28 protein-coding genes are annotated in these 16707 nt (G+C 34.7%); all 28 read right to left on the bottom strand.

The window, feature by feature from the left end:
- Positions 1-18 precede the first annotated feature (18 nt).
- Positions 19-237 (bottom strand): translation initiation factor IF-1, encoded by a 219-nt coding sequence (gene infA / locus I2E83_RS15165; RefSeq protein ID WP_066889870.1) that lies wholly within the window; start codon positions 235-237, stop codon positions 19-21.
- A 7-nt stretch (positions 238-244) separates the two neighbouring features.
- Complete coding sequence (locus tag I2E83_RS15160) at positions 245-556, bottom strand: KOW domain-containing RNA-binding protein (protein WP_195264707.1); 312 nt, start codon at positions 554-556, stop codon at positions 245-247.
- A 51-nt stretch (positions 557-607) separates the two neighbouring features.
- On the bottom strand, positions 608-1357 hold the full coding sequence (map, locus tag I2E83_RS15155) for a type I methionyl aminopeptidase (RefSeq protein ID WP_195264706.1): 750 nt from the start codon (positions 1355-1357) through the stop codon (positions 608-610).
- The gene (locus tag I2E83_RS15150; protein ID WP_195264704.1) at positions 1357-2007 is read right to left on the bottom strand and encodes an adenylate kinase; all 651 of its coding nucleotides are present in this window, start codon (positions 2005-2007) and stop codon (positions 1357-1359) included. Before I2E83_RS15150 ends, map begins: the two co-directional genes overlap by 1 nt.
- A 22-nt stretch (positions 2008-2029) precedes the next feature.
- Positions 2030-3304: a preprotein translocase subunit SecY gene (secY, locus tag I2E83_RS15145; protein ID WP_195430747.1), complete on the bottom strand. Its 1275-nt coding sequence runs from the start codon at positions 3302-3304 to the stop codon at positions 2030-2032.
- A 1-nt stretch (position 3305) separates the two neighbouring features.
- Positions 3306-3746: a 50S ribosomal protein L15 gene (rplO, locus tag I2E83_RS15140; RefSeq protein WP_008681170.1), complete on the bottom strand. Its 441-nt coding sequence runs from the start codon at positions 3744-3746 to the stop codon at positions 3306-3308.
- A 21-nt stretch (positions 3747-3767) separates the two neighbouring features.
- A complete protein-coding gene (gene rpmD / locus I2E83_RS15135) occupies positions 3768-3947 on the bottom strand; it encodes a 50S ribosomal protein L30 (protein WP_008681171.1) in 180 nt (59 codons plus the stop codon).
- Positions 3948-3959: 12 nt separating this feature from the next.
- Entirely contained in the window at positions 3960-4457 is a 498-nt protein-coding gene (gene rpsE / locus I2E83_RS15130) for a 30S ribosomal protein S5 (protein ID WP_008681172.1), read from the bottom strand.
- A 19-nt stretch (positions 4458-4476) separates the two neighbouring features.
- The gene (rplR, locus tag I2E83_RS15125) at positions 4477-4839 is read right to left on the bottom strand and encodes a 50S ribosomal protein L18 (RefSeq protein WP_195264690.1); all 363 of its coding nucleotides are present in this window, start codon (positions 4837-4839) and stop codon (positions 4477-4479) included.
- A 20-nt stretch (positions 4840-4859) separates the two neighbouring features.
- A complete protein-coding gene (rplF, locus tag I2E83_RS15120) occupies positions 4860-5402 on the bottom strand; it encodes a 50S ribosomal protein L6 (protein ID WP_008681175.1) in 543 nt (180 codons plus the stop codon).
- Between the two features lie 63 nt (positions 5403-5465).
- On the bottom strand, positions 5466-5864 hold the full coding sequence (gene rpsH, locus I2E83_RS15115) for a 30S ribosomal protein S8 (protein ID WP_016205888.1): 399 nt from the start codon (positions 5862-5864) through the stop codon (positions 5466-5468).
- A gap of 31 nt (positions 5865-5895) precedes the next feature.
- Positions 5896-6081 (bottom strand): type Z 30S ribosomal protein S14, encoded by a 186-nt coding sequence (locus I2E83_RS15110; protein WP_008681179.1) that lies wholly within the window; start codon positions 6079-6081, stop codon positions 5896-5898.
- Between the two features lie 15 nt (positions 6082-6096).
- Positions 6097-6639: a 50S ribosomal protein L5 gene (gene rplE / locus I2E83_RS15105; protein ID WP_008681180.1), complete on the bottom strand. Its 543-nt coding sequence runs from the start codon at positions 6637-6639 to the stop codon at positions 6097-6099.
- A gap of 22 nt (positions 6640-6661) precedes the next feature.
- Positions 6662-6976, bottom strand: a complete 315-nt coding sequence (gene rplX, locus I2E83_RS15100; protein WP_195264688.1) for a 50S ribosomal protein L24 — start codon at positions 6974-6976, stop codon at positions 6662-6664.
- 17 nt (positions 6977-6993) lie between these two features.
- Positions 6994-7362 (bottom strand): 50S ribosomal protein L14, encoded by a 369-nt coding sequence (rplN, locus tag I2E83_RS15095; protein ID WP_008681183.1) that lies wholly within the window; start codon positions 7360-7362, stop codon positions 6994-6996.
- A gap of 28 nt (positions 7363-7390) precedes the next feature.
- Positions 7391-7645 carry a 30S ribosomal protein S17 gene (gene rpsQ, locus I2E83_RS15090; RefSeq protein ID WP_008681184.1) on the bottom strand — a complete coding sequence of 85 codons (255 nt, stop codon included), beginning with the start codon at positions 7643-7645 and terminating at the stop codon, positions 7391-7393.
- Positions 7646-7667: 22 nt separating this feature from the next.
- A complete protein-coding gene (gene rpmC / locus I2E83_RS15085) occupies positions 7668-7880 on the bottom strand; it encodes a 50S ribosomal protein L29 (RefSeq protein WP_008681185.1) in 213 nt (70 codons plus the stop codon).
- Positions 7880-8314, bottom strand: coding sequence for a 50S ribosomal protein L16 (rplP, locus tag I2E83_RS15080; protein ID WP_008681186.1), 435 nt, complete (start codon positions 8312-8314; stop codon positions 7880-7882). The genes rpmC and rplP overlap by 1 nt, the downstream gene beginning before the upstream one ends.
- 17 nt (positions 8315-8331) lie before the next feature.
- Complete coding sequence (rpsC, locus tag I2E83_RS15075; protein WP_195264686.1) at positions 8332-9000, bottom strand: 30S ribosomal protein S3; 669 nt, start codon at positions 8998-9000, stop codon at positions 8332-8334.
- A 19-nt stretch (positions 9001-9019) separates the two neighbouring features.
- On the bottom strand, positions 9020-9355 hold the full coding sequence (rplV, locus tag I2E83_RS15070; protein ID WP_008681188.1) for a 50S ribosomal protein L22: 336 nt from the start codon (positions 9353-9355) through the stop codon (positions 9020-9022).
- Between the two features lie 21 nt (positions 9356-9376).
- On the bottom strand, positions 9377-9661 hold the full coding sequence (rpsS, locus tag I2E83_RS15065) for a 30S ribosomal protein S19 (RefSeq protein ID WP_136006846.1): 285 nt from the start codon (positions 9659-9661) through the stop codon (positions 9377-9379).
- 68 nt (positions 9662-9729) lie between these two features.
- Entirely contained in the window at positions 9730-10563 is an 834-nt protein-coding gene (gene rplB, locus I2E83_RS15060) for a 50S ribosomal protein L2 (RefSeq protein WP_195264684.1), read from the bottom strand.
- Between the two features lie 64 nt (positions 10564-10627).
- Complete coding sequence (gene rplW, locus I2E83_RS15055) at positions 10628-10918, bottom strand: 50S ribosomal protein L23 (RefSeq protein ID WP_008681192.1); 291 nt, start codon at positions 10916-10918, stop codon at positions 10628-10630.
- A complete protein-coding gene (rplD, locus tag I2E83_RS15050) occupies positions 10918-11538 on the bottom strand; it encodes a 50S ribosomal protein L4 (protein WP_195264682.1) in 621 nt (206 codons plus the stop codon). The genes rplW and rplD overlap by 1 nt, the downstream gene beginning before the upstream one ends.
- A gap of 24 nt (positions 11539-11562) precedes the next feature.
- Entirely contained in the window at positions 11563-12192 is a 630-nt protein-coding gene (gene rplC, locus I2E83_RS15045) for a 50S ribosomal protein L3 (RefSeq protein WP_195264680.1), read from the bottom strand.
- Positions 12193-12270: 78 nt separating this feature from the next.
- A complete protein-coding gene (gene rpsJ, locus I2E83_RS15040) occupies positions 12271-12579 on the bottom strand; it encodes a 30S ribosomal protein S10 (RefSeq protein ID WP_008681195.1) in 309 nt (102 codons plus the stop codon).
- 664 nt (positions 12580-13243) lie between these two features.
- Complete coding sequence (gene tuf, locus I2E83_RS15035; protein ID WP_195430743.1) at positions 13244-14437, bottom strand: elongation factor Tu; 1194 nt, start codon at positions 14435-14437, stop codon at positions 13244-13246.
- A gap of 187 nt (positions 14438-14624) precedes the next feature.
- A complete protein-coding gene (gene fusA, locus I2E83_RS15030) occupies positions 14625-16688 on the bottom strand; it encodes an elongation factor G (RefSeq protein WP_195264678.1) in 2064 nt (687 codons plus the stop codon).
- Positions 16689-16707: the final 19 nt, after the last annotated feature.

The raw sequence follows: 16707 nt of genomic DNA, 5'->3' as shown, positions 1-16707 counted from the left end.
GGTAGTCTTTTGCTACCTTTATTTAGCTCTCCATGTAATTCTACCTCTTGTTAAATCGTATGGAGAAAGTTCTATTGTAACCTTATCTCCTGGTAGAATTCTTATGAAGTTCATTCTTAATTTTCCTGATATATGTGCTAGAATCTTGTGACCACTCTCTAGTTCAACTTGGAACATAGCATTTGGTAGTGCTTCTAGTACTGTACCTTGCATTTCTATTACATCATCTTTTGACATAAGGTAATCAACCCTCCTTAACAATGCCTTTAAGTTTTAGAAATCTTTTTATTTTTAAATCAGTACCTCTATCTTTTGATATGATAGATGCTTTAATCTCATCATCTACATCCTCTAAAACATTTATATGTTTTAAATTCTTTTTTTTAGGCATCTGAACTGTTTTAGTGCTCCCATTACTAAGAATTACATAATTATCACTTAAATGACCTATTATCACATATAAATGATTTTTATCTCTTCCTGTTTTTGAAAGAACCATTTTCCCAATTAAGTCATTGTTTTGCAAACTTTTCACCTCGATGATTACCTTAGCCATAAATCTACAAGCCACCTTTTGGTATCATGCGAATTTATAACTAAGCAACACTTATTTAATCAGTGTTAATATTTCGGGTCCATCTGGTAAAATTACAATAGTATTTTCGTAGTGTGCAGATAGACTTCCATCACTAGTTACTACAGTCCAGTCATCATTTAATGTTTTTACTTTATAGCTTCCTGAATTAACCATAGGTTCAATGGCTAAAGCCATTCCTTGAACCAACTTTGGACCTCTACCGGGTTTACCAAAGTTAGGTACATCTGGATCTTCGTGTACAACTCTACCTATACCGTGTCCTACGAAATCTCTTACTACAGCGAAACCTGAAGCTTCTATGTAGCTTTGTATTCCATGTGATATATCAGTAAGTCTGTTGCCAACCTTAGCATATTCTATGCCTTTAAAGAAACTTTGTTCAGTTACTTTAATTAACTTATTAGCTTCTTCACTAACATTTCCTACTGCAAATGTTCTTGCAGCATCTCCGTGAAAGCCATTAAGATAAGCGCCACAGTCTACACTAACTATATCTCCATCTTTTAATACATAACCTCCTGGGATCCCATGAACTACTTGCTCGTTAACAGATATACATAGTGAAGCTGGAAATCCATACAGCCCTTTAAATGAAGGCTTTGCTCCATGCTTAGTTATAAATTCTTCTGCTATCCTGTCTATTTCAGCAGTAGTTATTCCTGGTCTTACTTTTTCTTCAACTAGTAGTAGTGTTTCTGCTACTATTTTACCTGCTGATCTCATTAGATCAATCTCTTTGTTGTTTTTAATGATTATCATTATTCAACACTCCCTAAGATATTACAGATACCTTCGAATACTTCATTAATAGCTTTTGTTCCATCTACAATTGAAAGTAAGTTTCTTTCTTTATAAAAATCAATCAGTGGTTGTGTCTGTCTCTCATACACATCAAGTCTTTCAGATACAGTTTCTTCTGTATCATCTTTTCTTTGGATTATATCACTTCCACAAACATCGCATTTTCCTACAATAGCTGGTGGATTAAATTTTATATGATAGCTAGCTCCACATGATGGACAAACTCTTCTACCTGTCATTCTTTCTAATATAAATCCAGTAGGTACTTCAATTAGTAAAGCAGTATCAAGATTTTCATTTCTTTCTAAAAGAAATTCTTGAAGTGCTTCTGCTTGATTGACTGTTCTTGGGAAACCATCTAATAAGTAACCATTTTTACAGTCATCTTGTTGCAGTCTATCTTTTACCATATTAATAGTAACTTCATCTGGTACTAACTGTCCTTTATCGATGTGCTTCTTAGCTTCTACCCCTAATGGAGTGTTTTCAGAAATATTCTTTCTAAAAATATCCCCAGTAGAAATATGTGGTATTGAGTATCTATTACTAATTGATTTTGCCTGTGTTCCCTTTCCTGCTCCAGGAGGACCTAATAATACTATCTTCACGGGCATCATCTCCATTATTAATCTATTTTAAGAATCCTTGATAATGTCTCATTACTAATTGTGAGTCTAATTGTCTTGAAAAATCAAGTCCAACTCCAACCATAATTAATAATGATGTACCACCAAATTGAATTCCTTGTAATTGCGTATTTGAAATTAATATTGGTAGTATTGCTAGTAAAGCAGCGAATACTCCTCCAACTAATGATACTTTAGTAAGTACTTTTTCAAAATACTTTTCAGTTGCATCTCCCGGTCTAATTCCTGGTACAAATCCTGCTGACTTATGCAGATTTTCTGCCATTTCATCAGGCTTAAATGTAATTTGTGTATAGAACCAAGTGAAGAAAATAGTTAATAATGAATAAGCTACTGGATACATCCATGTTTTTTCATTAAAAATACTATACTTACTTGTAACCACACTTTGTACCCAAGTTGTATTCGGGAAAAATTCTGCAATTGTTTTAGGGAACATCATAACTGACATAGCAAAGATTATTGCTATAACAGCTGATCCAATTATACTTAAAGGTATGTGAGTGCTTTGCCCTCTCATAACTTTATTTCCAACAGCTTTACCAGCATATTGGACTGGAATTCTTCTTTCTGCTAATGAGAAGAATATTACTACTCCTAATAATGCAATTGCAAAAACTACAAATAGTAAAATTTCAATTATATCAATTTTCCCTTGATCCTTTAATGTAAATAATGACATTAAAGTTATAGGTAACTGAGATACTATATTCACGAATATTAATATGGATATACCATTTCCAAAACCTTTAGCTGTGATTTGATCACCTAACCACATACAGAATGTTGATCCTGCAACTAATGCTACTAATACAACAACCATTCCAGACCATTGCATTCCAACTGCTGCACCTTTTGCTGCAACCATGCTATATGTTCCAAAAGCAAGAACAAATCCTATAACTATTGATAATATTCTTGTTATCTTTTGTATCTTCTTTCTGCCTTCTTCACCCTCTTTAGAAAGTTGCTCTAAAGATGGTATTGCTATAGTCAATAATTGAACTATTATTGAGGCATTAATATATGGTGTTACACTTAAAGCAAATATACTAAATTGTCTAAACGCTCCACCAGATAACAAATCATAAAAACCAAATATAGTTCCACTGCTAGCTAAATCTTTTAAAACATTTGTGCTAATTCCAGGAACAGGAATATGCGTTCCTATCCTGAAAATTGCAACTAAAAATATAGTCCATATAAATCTCTTTCTTAATTCGGGAACCTTCCAGGCATTACGTAGGGTTGATAGCATACTAAATCACCTCAACTTTTCCTCCAGCTGCTTCTATCTTTTCAGCCGCTGATTTTGAGAACTTACATCCTTTAACAGTTAGGCTCTTCTCTAATGTTCCGTTTCCTAAAATCTTAACTCCATCTTTTACTTTGTTGATAACTCTTCTTTCAAGTAAAACTTCTGGTGTTATTTCTGTTCCATTTTCAAATATATTTAATCTGTCAACATTAATGCTAACATATTGCTTAGCAAATATATTTGTGAATCCTCTCTTAGGAAGTCTTCTGTATAATGGCATTTGACCGCCTTCAAATCCTGGTCTTACGCCACCGCCTGATCTAGCATTTTGGCCTTTTTCACCTTTTCCGGCATTTCTACCTAAACCTGAACCAGTACCTCTACCAACTCTCTTTGGAGCTTTCTTACTTCCTGCTGCTGGTTTTAATTCATGAAGTTTCATTACTCAATGCACCTCCTCTTATTAAACTTCTTCTACTTTTAGTAGATAGTCAACTTTGTTGATCATTCCTCTGATTTGAGGAGTTTCTTCATGTTCTACTGTCTTACCGATCTTTTTAAGTCCAAGGGCATGTGCAGTAGCAATATGGTCTTTCTTTCTTCCAATTAAACTCTTTACTAGAGTAACTTTAATTTTTGCCATTGCTTTTCCCTCCTAACCTAAAATTTCTTCTACAGTTTTGCCTCTTAATTTAGCTATATCTTCAGCTGTTCTTAAGCTTGCTAAACCGTTAATTGTAGCATTCACCATGTTTTTAGGATTGTTTGAACCTAATGACTTAGCTCTAACATCCTTTAATCCTGCTAATTCTAATACAGATCTTGCTGGACCTCCAGCGATAACTCCTGTACCTTCTTTAGCTGGCATTATAAGAACCTTACCAGTTCCGAATTTTCCATATATTTGATGAGGAACAGTTGTTCCAACTATTGCAACACTTACTAAATGTTTCTTAGCGTCTTCTATTCCTTTTTTAATTGCTTCTGGGATTTCTATTGACTTACCCATTCCAACGCCTACGTGTCCGTTTTCGTCACCTACAACTACTAAAGCGCTGAATCTGAAGTTTCTACCACCCTTAACAACCTTAGTTACTCTGTTTATGTTAACAACCTTTTCCTTAAGGTCTAGTGTGCTAGGATCGATTCTCATGTATTTCCCTCCTTGTTTATTAGAATTTTAAGCCTGCTTCTCTTGCAGCTTCAGCTAAAGTTTGAACTCTTCCGTGATATACGTATCCACCTCTATCGAATACAACTTCTGAAATTCCCTTTTCTAAAGCTTTCTTAGCTACTAATTCACCAACCATTTTAGCTGCTTCTTTGTTGCCACCTGATTTTGCATCGAATGCTTTATCTAAGCTTGAAGCTGAAACTAAAGTTACTGAATTTACATCATCTATAATTTGAGCATATATGTTTTTTTCACTTCTATATACTGAAAGTCTTGGTCTTTCAGGAGTACCAGAAATTTTCTTACGTACTCTTAGGTGACGTCTTTCTCTACTAGCTTTTCTGTCTACCTTTTTGAACATAAAGATTTCACTCCTTTCTATTATTTCTTACCAGTTTTACCTTCTTTACGTCTGATTACTTCGTTATCATATTTAATTCCTTTACCCTTATATGGTTCAGGTTTTCTCCATGATCTTATATCAGCCGCAGCTGCTCCAACCTTTTCCTTATCGATACCCTTAACAACAACTTTAGTTGCAGCTGGAGTTTCGAAAGTTACACCTTCGATTGGTTCTATTTCAACTGGATGTGAATATCCTAAGTTCATTACAAGCTTTTTACCTTGTAATTGAGCTCTGTAACCAACACCAATTAGTTCTAAGCTCTTTTCAAATCCTTTTTCAACTCCGATTATCATGTTATTGATTAACGCTCTAGTTAAACCATGAAGAGCTCTGTGCTCTTTTTGATCGCTAGGTCTAGTTACAACAACTTGGTTGTTTTCAACTGCTATATTCATGTCTTTATTCATAGCTTTAACAAGTTCGCCCTTTGGACCCTTAACTGAAACAACGTTATCTGCTGAAACAGCTACAGTTACGCCTGCAGGTATAGCTATAGGTAATCTACCTACTCTTGACATAATCGCACCTCCTGTTTTACTTGTTCTGATATATGTTAATCTAGTTACTTTCTACTTTGGAAATTACCAAACGTAGCAAACTACTTCTCCGCCTAATCCAGCTTTTCTTGCTTCTCTATCAACTAATAAACCTGATGAAGTTGATATTATAGCAATTCCTAGTCCGCTTAGTACCTTTGGAATTTCATCTTTCTTGCAGTAAACTCTTAGTCCTGGTTTAGATATTCTCTTTATACCAGTTATAACTCTTTCTTTATCTGCGCCATATTTAAGAGATATTCTTAACATTGGAACAACACCATCGTTATATTCCTCTAATTCTTTAATATATCCCTCTTGTAATAATATATTTGCAACAGCCTTCTTCATATTTGATGAAGGAACTTCTACTACTTCATGTCTTACAGCATTTGCATTTCTAATACGTGTTAGCAAATCTGCGATAGGATCTGTCATAACCATTTAATGTGCCTCCTTTCACTACATCAGTTTCTTACCAACTTGCTTTCTTACAACCAGGGATTTGACCCTTATAAGCAAGTTCTCTAAAACATATACGGCAAATACCGAACTTCTTTAATACTGAATGTGGTCTTCCACATATTCTGCATCTTGTATAAGCTCTTGTTTTATATTTAGGTTCTTTTTTCCACTTTTCAATAATAGCCTTACGTGCCACGGTTTTCCCTCCTTATTATTGAGCAAATGGCATACCAAGGAATCTTAATAATTCTCTTGCTTCTTCGTCAGTGTTAGCTGTTGTTACGAAGATAATATCCATTCCTCTAACCTTATCGATTTTATCGTATTCAATTTCTGGGAATATTAATTGCTCTTTTACTCCTAGTGAGTAGTTTCCTCTACCATCAAAAGCTTTGCTTGAAACTCCTCTGAAATCTCTAACTCTTGGAAGAGCAATAGCCATTAATTTATCAGCAAATTCATACATCTTTGCCTTTCTTAATGTAACCTTACATCCTAAAGCCATGTTTTCTCTTATCTTGAAGTTAGCAACTGATTTCTTTGCTCTAGTTAAGATTGGCTTTTGACCTGCAATTATGCTTAAATCATTAACTGCAGCTTCTAATATTTTTTGATTGTCCTTAGCTTCTCCAACTCCCATGTTGATAACTATTTTTTCAAGCTTTGGAACTTCCATTATATTTTTATATCCGAACTTTTCAATCATAGCTGGAATTACTTCTTTTTGATACTTCTCTTGAAGTCTTGTTGTCATAATTAGTACCTCCTTTCAGATTCTAGAATGTTTCTCCACACTTCTTACAAGCTCTAACCTTAGTACCGTCCTCTAAGATTTTGTTGCTAATTCTTGTAGCATTTTTGCATTTTGTGCAGTATAACATAACTTTTGAGCTGTATATAGCTCCTTCTCTTTCAATTATTCCGCCTTGAGCATTAGCTCTAGTTGGCTTTTGGTGCTTTTTAACTATATTAACTCCTTGAACAATAACTTTGCCTGTTTTAGGATATACTTTTAAAACTTCACCAGTTTTTCCTTTATCTTTACCTGAAACAACTACAACTGTGTCGTTCTTTCTAACATGTACCTTCAAATGAGACACCTCCTCTATTATAGAACTTCAGGTGCTAATGATAAAATCTTGTTAAATTCGTTATCTCTTAGCTCCCTAGCAACTGGTCCGAAGATACGAGTTCCTCTTGGTTGCTTATCATCCTTTATAATAACAGCTGCATTTTCATCAAACTTAATGTATGAACCATCAGCTCTTCTTAATCCTCTAACTGATCTAACTATAACAGCTTTTACAACGTCTCCTTTTTTAACAACTCCGCCTGGTGTTGCACTTTTAACGCTAGCAACTATTACATCTCCAATGTTACCGAACTTTCTCTTTGATCCGCCTAAAACTCTTATGCACATTATTTCCTTTGCACCTGAGTTATCTGCTACCTTTAGTAAGGTTTGTTGTTGTATCATTGAATTACCCTCCTTTCAGTCTTAAAGCCTATTTAGCTTTTTCAACTATTTCAACAAGTCTCCATCTCTTATCTTTAGATAATGGTCTAGTTTCCATAATTAAAACTCTATCATTCATTTTAGCTTCATTGTTTTCATCATGAGCTTTAAACTTAGTTGTTCTATTAACTGTCTTACCATATAATGGGTGTCTAACCTTAGTTTCAACAGCAACAACTATTGTCTTATCCATTTTATCTGAAACAACTCTACCTATTTTTTTCTTTCTTAATCCTCTTTCCATTAAGAGTTACCTCCTTTCAGATTTACTGCTCGAAAGCCCTGATCTCTTCTTCTCTTATGATGGTTTTGATTTGGGCTATAGATTTTTTTACTTCTCTTATTCTCATAGGATTTTCTAATTGACCTGTAGCTAATTGGAATCTTAAGTTGAATAACTCAGCCTTAAGGTCATTTAATTTAACCTTTAAATCTTGAGGATTATTTGCTCTTAATTCTTTTAATTCTCTAGCCTTCATTATTCTTCACCACCCATTTCCTCAAAATCTCTTCTTGTAACGAATTTACACTTTACAGGAAGCTTGTGTGATGCAAGTCTCATAGCTTCTCTTGCAACTTCTTCATTAACTCCTGATAGTTCGAATAAAACTCTACCAGGTTTAACTACTGCTACCCAATATTCTGGTGAACCTTTACCTGAACCCATTCTTGTTTCAGCTGGTTTCTCAGTTACTGGCTTATCTGGGAAAATCTTTATCCAAAGTTTTCCTCCTCTTCTGATATATCTGTTTATAGCAATTCTGGCAGATTCTATTTGATTACTAGTTATCCAACCACAAGTTGTAGCTTGAATACCAAAATCTCCGTATGCAAGGAAATTACCTCTTGTAGCTTTTCCTTTCATTCTACCACGTTGTACCTTACGATGCTTAACTCTCTTAGGCATTAACATGACTAATTCCTCCTTTCTTATGCGTTAACTTCTTCCTTCTTTTCAACTTTTTTAGTTGGAAGAACTTCTCCATTATAAACCCAAACTTTCACACCGATCTTTCCATAAGTTGTATCAGCTTCAGCAAATCCATAATCGATATCTGCTCTTAAAGTTTGTAGTGGAATTGTTCCTTCATGATATTGTTCAGTTCTAGCTATTTCAGCTCCACCTAATCTACCTGAGCAAGCTGTCTTAACACCTTTAGCTCCAAGTTTCATAGCTCTTTGGATGCTTTGTTTCATAGCTCTTCTAAATGATACTCTTTTTTCTAATTGTGCAGCTATATTTTCTGCCATTAATTGAGCATCTGCTTCAGCATTTTTAACTTCAACTATATTTATTAATAAGTTTTTGTTATCAGTTACTTTAGCTAATTTAGCTTTTAAAGCTTCTATTCCTGCTCCACCTTTTCCGATTATAACACCTGGTTTAGCAGTATATATATTTAACTTAACTCTCTTAGCAGCTCTTTCAATTTCAATCTTTGAAATACCAGCTGAGAAAAGTTCTTTCTTTACGAATTCTCTGATCTTGTTATCTTCTATTAGATTGTCTGCAAAGTTCTTCTTTGAAGCATACCACTTAGCATCCCAATCTTTGATAACTCCTACTCTAAGTCCGTGAGGATGTACTTTTTGACCCACTTGATTTCCCTCCTTCTTTCTAAGCTCTTTCTTTAACTACAAGTGTTATATTACTTGTTCTCTTGTTAATTCTAAATGCTTTTCCGTGATCCATTGGTCTAAATCTCTTTAATGTTGGACCTGCACCAACGAATGCTTCTGCTACATATAATCTTTCTACGTCCATTTCATGATTATTTTCTGCATTAGCAACAGCTGATTTTAAAACTTTATTTATAACAACAGCTGCATCTTTTGGAGTATATTGTAAAATAGCGAAAGCCTCTTGAATATTTTTTCCTCTTATTAAATCAAGAACTACTCCTACTTTTGTTGGAGACATTCTAACATATTTAGCTATAGCTCTAGCTTCCATTTATGTTCCTCCTTTCCGGGATTACTTTCTTTTTCTTGCTGCTTTTTCGTCATAATCGTGTCCTCTGTAAGTTCTTGTTAATGCGAACTCACCAAGCTTGTGTCCAACCATGTCTTCGCTAACGAAAACTGGAACATGCTTTCTTCCATCGTGAACAGCAATTGTATGACCAATCATTTGTGGGAATATTGTTGAACTTCTTGACCAAGTTTTAACAACCTTCTTATCTCCACTAGCATTCATTTCTTCAATTTTCTTTAAAAGTCCTTCATGTACAAAAGGCCCCTTTTTTGTTGATCTACTCACTATAATTTGCCTCCCTTCATAATCTATAGGCTGACAAGCCATGAAGAGAAATTTAGATTCTCTTCATACTACTTATCGTTTCTTCTCTTTATTATGAATCTGTCAGAATACTTCTTATTCTTTCTTGTCTTGTATCCAAGTGCTGGTTTACCCCATGGAGTAACTGGACTTGGTCTACCGATTGGTGATCTACCTTCACCACCACCGTGAGGGTGATCATTAGGGTTCATTACAGAACCTCTAACTGTAGGTCTCCATCCCATGTGTCTCTTTCTACCTGCTTTACCGATATTGATTATATCGTTAGTAGTATTTGATACAGTTCCGATTGTAGCTCTACATTCGATTCTTACATATCTCATTTCGCCTGAAGGTAATCTTAATGTTGCATAGTTTCCTTCTTTAGCCATTAATTGTGCTGTAGTACCAGCTGATCTTACCATTTGAGCACCCTTACCAACTTGTAACTCAACGTTGTGAACGAAAGTACCTACTGGTATGTTCTTTAATGGAAGAGCATTACCTGCTTTAATATCAGCGTCTGGTCCTGAAACTATAACATCTCCAACTTTTAATCCAACTGGAGCAATTATATATCTCTTTTCACCATCAGCATATACAACTAATGCAATGTATGCTGTTCTGTTTGGATCGTATTCTATTGTTGCAACCTTTGCAGGAACACCATCCTTATTTCTCTTGAAATCTATTATTCTATATTTTCTCTTAGCTCCACCACCGTGGTGTCTAACAGTTATTTTACCTTGAGCATTTCTACCACCAGTTTTGTTTAAAGAAACAAGAAGTGATTTTTCAGGTGTACTTGTTGTAATTTCTTCAAAAGTAGCCATTGTCATTTCTCTTCTTGATGGGGTAGTTGGTCTAAACTTTTTAACTGCCATGTAAATTCCCTCCTTACTTTAAGCTTCTCTGGTACTTATGTACCAATAATACGCTTTATTTGCGTTATTGCATTCCTTCAAAGAATTCTATATTCTTGCTGTCTGCTGTTAAAGTGATAACAGCCTTCTTGAAGTCTGCTCTCTTTCCTACATGTACGCCCATTCTCTTTGTTTTTCCCATAGTTCTTATTGTTTGAACTTTTTCAACCTTAACGCCGAAGATTTCTTCTACAGCTTTCTTGATTTGAACCTTGTTTGCATTAATTTGAACTATGAAAGTGTACTTTTTGTCTGCCATAGCAGTCATACTCTTTTCAGTGATAACAGGCTTTCTTATTATATCATAGCTTGTCATTATGCGTACACCTCCTCGATTTTTGATACAGCATCCTTAGTTATGATTAATTTCTCAAACTTTAATAAATCATAAACATTGATGTTGTTAACTGGCATGATTTGTACATCAGCAATATTTCTAGCTGATTTGTAAAGTACTTCATTTGATTCTCCAGTTACTATTAAAGTTTTCTTTGCATCAAATGCTTTTAAAACTTCAACCATTTTCTTAGTCTTTGGAGCTTCGAATGCTAATGTTTCTAACACTACCATTTGTCCGTCTTGAACCTTGCTAGTTAATGCAGATTTCATAGCTACTCTTCTCATGCTCTTTGGTACTGACATTCTATAGTCTCTTGGTTTTGGTGCGAATACTATACCACCTTTGATCCATTGTGGAGCTCTAATAGAACCTTGTCTTGCTCTACCAGTTCCCTTTTGTCTCCAAGGCTTGATTCCGCCTCCTCTAACCTCAGCTCTTGTCTTAGCTGATTGAGTTCCTTGTCTCTTGTTTGCTAATAAAGCAACAACAACTTGATGCATAGCATCAGTGTTAACTTCAACTCCGAACACATTATCATTTAATTGGATATCTCCAACTTGTTTTCCTTCTTGATTAAATAATCCTACTGTAGGCATCCTGTTTCCTCCTTTCTACAGAAATTAAGCTTTAACTGCGTTTCTTATTACTACTGTACCTTTGTTAGGTCCTGGGATACCACCCTTGATTAGTATTAAGTTCTTTTCAGCTATAACCTTAACTACTTCTAAGTTTAATACTGTTGTGTTAACAGCTCCCATATGTCCTGGCATATTCTTGTTCTTGAAAGTTCTTGATGGATCTGATGAAGCACCCATTGAACCTACTGCTCTGTGGAACTTAGAACCGTGACTCATTGGTCCTCTGTTAGCATTCCATCTCTTGATAACACCTTGGAATCCCTTACCTTTAGAAACTCCAGATACATCAATTTTATCTCCAGCTTCAAATAAATCAGCCTTTATTTCTTGACCAACTTCATAAGCTGAACAATCTTCTAATCTGAACTCTTTTAATTTTCTCTTTAATGAAACTCCTGCTTTAGCATAGTGTCCCTTCTTTGGCTTGTTAACTAACTTTTCTCTAACATCTCCAAAACCTACTTGTATTGCTTCATAACCATCTTTTTCGATAGTTTTCTTTTGAACAACAACACATGGGCCAGCTTCTACTACTGTTACAGGAACTACTTTTCCGTTTGCATCGAAAATTTGAGTCATTCCTATTTTCTTTCCTAATATAGCTTTTTTCATGTATTTACACCTCCTAAACGTATTAGCGGATTGTTTAACAATCATAACCGTTCAAACTGTTTATTTAATAAGTATTAACTATAGCTTTATTTCGATATCCACACCTGCTGGTAAGTTTAATCTCATTAATGCATCAACAGTCTTTGGTGATGGATTAACTATATCGATTAATCTCTTGTGTGTTCTGATTTCGAATTGCTCTCTTGAATCTTTGTATTTGTGAACAGCTCTTAATATAGTAACAACATCTTTTTCAGTTGGTAGTGGTACTGGACCTGCAACCTTAGCTCCTGTTGATTTTGCTGTTTCAACAATTTTTTCAGCTGATTGATCTAATATATTGTGATCAAAAGCCTTTAATCTGATTCTTATTTTTTGTTTTGACATCTTGGTTTCCCTCCTTTTCATGTACGCTTTACTTCTAACGCACAACAGCGGATGTTCTATAAACTGTTCCACGTGTTTCATACTTAATCACATGGCTTTACAAAACCCCTGTCGTTGGATTCTAGATCCTAACATACTCATCAAGAATTAACCCGGAAGTCCGGCAACCTCCTGACTCATCGCTGTTTGCTATACAACTTCTTTATTATACTATGTTTACATAGCCTTTTCAAGAGTTTTTTGGCCTTTTTTGATAAATTTTAAAGTATATTTAAGTGCTATCTTTAAAATATGATCTCTTTCGTAAATATATTTTATATTTGTTTTTACATTTTATCAACACATTTTTTCTTGTAATTTTTGGCGAACATTTTTCCTTATTATAATTCTTAACTAATTACAATATATTAATCATTTACAAGGAAATTTAAGTATATTCCTTGCTAATTGTTACTATATTAGTTTTCGTTATATTAATTTATTAAATATTAATTTATTAAATATTAAAGATATCAACTATAACTAGATACTTCATTTATTACTTCATATTGCGTATTTTTTTATTATATTTTTCTTTACTTAATAAAAAGAGAGCAAGGGCGTCCCCTTGCTCTCTGAATGTGATCACAGTTTTATTTTAATTTATATTATCTTATAGAAATTATTACTCGATTATGCTAGTAACAACTCCTGAACCTACAGTTCTTCCACCTTCTCTGATAGCGAATCTTAATCCTTCATCCATTGCTACTTGAGTGATTAATTCAACGTTCATGTCAATGTGGTCTCCTGGCATAACCATTTCCATTCCTTCTGGTAACTTGATTGAACCAGTAACGTCTGTTGTTCTGAAGTAGAATTGTGGTCTGTATCCATCAAAGAATGGAGTGTGTCTTCCACCTTCTTCTTTTTTAAGTACGTATACTTGACCTACGAATTTCTTGTGTGGCTTAACTGATCCAACTTTTGCTAAAACTTGACCTCTTTCGATGTCAGTTCTTTGAACTCCTCTTAAAAGAACTCCAACGTTGTCTCCAGCTTGCGCTTCGTCTAGTAACTTTCTGAACATTTCTATTCCTGTTACTACTACTTTTCTGCTTTCTTCTGATAATCCAACGATTTCTACTTCGTCTCCTACGTGAAGAACTCCTCTTTCAACTCTTCCTGTAGCAACTGTTCCTCTACCAGTGATTGTAAATACATCTTCTACTGGCATTAAGAATGGCTTATCTGTTGCTCTTTCTGGAGTTGGGATGTAGCTATCTACAGCTTCCATTAACTCAAGAATTGGAGCGATTGCTTTTTCATCTGTTGGGTTTTCTAATGCTTGTAAAGCTGAACCCTTTATTACTGGAATATCATCTCCTGGGAAGTTGTATTCTGATATTAATTCTCTAATTTCCATTTCAACTAATTTTAATAATTCTTCGTCGTCTACCATATCTGCCTTATTTAAGAAAACAACTATGTAGTCAACACCAACTCTTGATGCTAGTAGTATGTGTTCTCTTGTTTGAGGCATTGGACCGTCTGCTGCTGAACAAACTAAGATAGCTCCGTCCATTTGAGCAGCTCCTGTGATCATGTTCTTAACATAGTCAGCATGTCCTGGACAGTCAACGTGAGCATAGTGTCTGTTTTCTGTTTGGTACTCAACGTGTGCTGTATTGATAGTGATTCCTCTTTCTTTTTCTTCTGGAGCCTTATCAATTTCATCATATTTGAATGATTCTGCTAATCCTCTGTTTGCTAATACTGTTGTGATTGCAGCTGTTAAAGTTGTCTTACCGTGGTCAACGTGACCGATTGTTCCAATGTTTACGTGTGGTTTACTTCTTTCGAATTTTTGCTTTGCCATTGTAAAATCCTCCTTTATGGAAATTAATTATATGAACCTTCTTAGTTATTATATCTAATTTAGTTCGATTTTTCTATACTTATATAAATTTTCCTTATATTATTTAATAATACTTAAATTTATATTTTGTAATGTTGCTCATAGTTTAATTATGAGCAACATTCTTTATATTTATAACTAAAGTGAATTAGTTTCTTTCACTCTTAATTTTTTCTTGAACACTCTTAGGAACTTCTTCGAAGTGATCGAATACCATTGAATAAGTACCTCTACCTTGAGTTCTTGATCTTAAAGTAGTTGCATATCCAAACATTTCTGAAAGTGGAACCATAGCTCTGATAATTTGAGCTCCGTTTATAGCTTCCATACCTTCTATTCTTCCTCTTCTTGAGTTAAGATCTCCCATTACATCTCCCATGTATTCTTCTGGTACTGTAACTTCAACCTTTTCCATTGGCTCAAGTAATACTGGGTCTGCTTTTGTCATAGCATTCTTAAATGCCATAGAACCAGCAATCTTAAACGCCATTTCAGATGAGTCAACTTCATGGTATGAACCGTGAACTAACTTAACTTTGAAGTTAATAGTTTCGTATCCAGCTATAATACCATTTTTAGCTGCTTCTTGAATACCGTTATCTATAGCTGGAATATATTCTCTTGGAATAGCTCCTCCAACGATAGCATTTTCAAATACATATTCACCTTCAGTAGGTTCCATTTCAATCACACAGTGACCATATTGACCCTTACCACCTGATTGCTTAGCATATTTAGCTTCAGCTTTAACAGCTTTTCTAATTGTTTCTTTGTAAGCAACTTGAGGTGCTCCAACGTTACATTCAACTTTGAATTCTCTAGTTAATCTGTCAACGATGATTTCTAAGTGAAGTTCACCCATACCAGCAATTATTGTTTGACCAGTTTCTTGATCAGTATGAGTTCTGAAAGTAGGATCTTCTTCAGCAAGCTTAGCTAATGCTAATCCCATCTTTTCTTGACCAGCTTTTGTCTTTGGCTCTATAGCTACAGATATAACTGGTTCTGGGAATTCCATAGCTTCTAATATTATTGGATCGCTTTCTACACAAAGAGTATCTCCTGTTGTAGTATTCTTTAATCCAATAATTGCTCCTAATTCACCTGCTTCTAATGCTTCAACTTCTTCTCTTGAATTAGCGTGCATCTTAACAAGTCTTCCTATTCTTTCTTTCTTACCCTTTGTTGAGTTTAATACGTAAGTTCCACTTTGCATAACTCCTGAATAAATTCTAGTGAATGCAAGCTTTCCAACGAATGGGTCAGTAGCTATCTTAAATGCTAAAGCTGACATTGGAGCTTCATCTGAAGCTTCTCTTGAATCTTCTTCACCTTCTAAAGATATACCTTTAACTGCAGGAATATCTAAAGGTGATGGAAGGAATGCAACAACTCCATCGATCATTTGTTGAACACCTTTATTCTTGTAAGATGAACCACAGATACATGGAACTATTTCATTAGCTATAGTAGCTTTTCTTAACCCAGTCATTAACTCTTCTACAGTTAATTCTTCACCTTCAAGGTATTTTTCCATTAATTCTTCGTTAGTTTCAGCTATAGCTTCAATCATAGCCATTCTGTATTCTTCAGCTTGATCAGCTAAATCTGCTGGAATTTCTTCTTCTCTAACATCTTTTCCTAGATCATCATAGAACATAATAGCTTTATTAGTTATTAAATCTACCATTCCTTTGAATTGATCTTCTGATCCAACTGGAATTTGTATTGGAACTGCATTAGCTTTCAATCTATCTCTTACAGTGTTTATACATCTAAAGAAGTCTGCACCTGTAGCATCCATCTTATTAACGTATATCATTCTTGGTACACCGTATTTGTCCGCCTGTCTCCAAACAGTTTCAGTTTGAGGTTCAACCCCACTTTTTGCATCTAGAACTGTAACAGCTCCATCAAGAACTCTTAATGATCTTTCAACTTCAACTGTGAAGTCTACGTGACCTGGAGTATCTATAATATTTAATTCATGACCTTTCCATGAACATGTTGTAGCAGCAGAAGTAATTGTTATACCTCTTTCTTGTTCTTGAACCATCCAGTCCATTGTAGCTGCTCCTTCATGAACTTCTCCAATTTTGTGGCTTCTTCCAGTATAGAATAATATACGCTCAGTAGTTGTAGTTTTACCAGCATCTATGTGAGCCATTATTCCAAAGTTACGGAATTTGTCTAACGGATATTTTCTAGCCATTTGTATGTCCTCCTCTCAA

This window comes from Clostridium sp. D46t1_190503_E9 (genome assembly GCF_015555225.1).
In the GTDB taxonomy this organism is placed as follows: Bacteria; Bacillota; Clostridia; order Clostridiales; family Clostridiaceae; genus Clostridium.
This window is presented reverse-complemented; position numbering and strand designations above follow the sequence as displayed.

Bases quoted from the DNA above. Each gene is read 5' to 3' on its own strand.
- infA (WP_066889870.1), bottom strand. From the start codon at position 237: ATGTCAAAAGATGATGTAATAGAAATGCAAGGTACAGTACTAGAAGCA.
- I2E83_RS15160 (WP_195264707.1), bottom strand. From the start codon at position 556: ATGGCTAAGGTAATCATCGAGGTGAAAAGTTTGCAAAACAATGACTTA.
- map (WP_195264706.1), bottom strand. From the start codon at position 1,357: ATGATAATCATTAAAAACAACAAAGAGATTGATCTAATGAGATCAGCA.
- secY (WP_195430747.1), bottom strand. From the start codon at position 3,304: ATGCTATCAACCCTACGTAATGCCTGGAAGGTTCCCGAATTAAGAAAG.
- rplO (WP_008681170.1), bottom strand. From the start codon at position 3,746: ATGAAACTTCATGAATTAAAACCAGCAGCAGGAAGTAAGAAAGCTCCA.
- rpmD (WP_008681171.1), bottom strand. From the start codon at position 3,947: ATGGCAAAAATTAAAGTTACTCTAGTAAAGAGTTTAATTGGAAGAAAG.
- rpsE (WP_008681172.1), bottom strand. From the start codon at position 4,457: ATGAGAATCGATCCTAGCACACTAGACCTTAAGGAAAAGGTTGTTAAC.
- rplR (WP_195264690.1), bottom strand. From the start codon at position 4,839: ATGTTCAAAAAGGTAGACAGAAAAGCTAGTAGAGAAAGACGTCACCTA.
- rplF (WP_008681175.1), bottom strand. From the start codon at position 5,402: ATGTCAAGAGTAGGTAGATTACCTATAGCTATACCTGCAGGCGTAACT.
- rpsH (WP_016205888.1), bottom strand. From the start codon at position 5,864: ATGGTTATGACAGATCCTATCGCAGATTTGCTAACACGTATTAGAAAT.
- rplE (WP_008681180.1), bottom strand. From the start codon at position 6,639: ATGACAACAAGACTTCAAGAGAAGTATCAAAAAGAAGTAATTCCAGCT.
- rplN (WP_008681183.1), bottom strand. From the start codon at position 7,362: ATGATACAACAACAAACCTTACTAAAGGTAGCAGATAACTCAGGTGCA.
- rpsQ (WP_008681184.1), bottom strand. From the start codon at position 7,645: ATGGAAAGAGGATTAAGAAAGAAAAAAATAGGTAGAGTTGTTTCAGAT.
- rpmC (WP_008681185.1), bottom strand. From the start codon at position 7,880: ATGAAGGCTAGAGAATTAAAAGAATTAAGAGCAAATAATCCTCAAGAT.
- rplP (WP_008681186.1), bottom strand. From the start codon at position 8,314: ATGTTAATGCCTAAGAGAGTTAAGCATCGTAAGGTACAACGTGGTAGA.
- rplV (WP_008681188.1), bottom strand. From the start codon at position 9,355: ATGGAAGCTAGAGCTATAGCTAAATATGTTAGAATGTCTCCAACAAAA.
- rplB (WP_195264684.1), bottom strand. From the start codon at position 10,563: ATGGCAGTTAAAAAGTTTAGACCAACTACCCCATCAAGAAGAGAAATG.
- rplW (WP_008681192.1), bottom strand. From the start codon at position 10,918: ATGACAAGCTATGATATAATAAGAAAGCCTGTTATCACTGAAAAGAGT.
- rplD (WP_195264682.1), bottom strand. From the start codon at position 11,538: ATGCCTACAGTAGGATTATTTAATCAAGAAGGAAAACAAGTTGGAGAT.
- rplC (WP_195264680.1), bottom strand. From the start codon at position 12,192: ATGAAAAAAGCTATATTAGGAAAGAAAATAGGAATGACTCAAATTTTC.
- rpsJ (WP_008681195.1), bottom strand. From the start codon at position 12,579: ATGTCAAAACAAAAAATAAGAATCAGATTAAAGGCTTTTGATCACAAT.
- tuf (WP_195430743.1), bottom strand. From the start codon at position 14,437: ATGGCAAAGCAAAAATTCGAAAGAAGTAAACCACACGTAAACATTGGA.
- fusA (WP_195264678.1), bottom strand. From the start codon at position 16,688: ATGGCTAGAAAATATCCGTTAGACAAATTCCGTAACTTTGGAATAATG.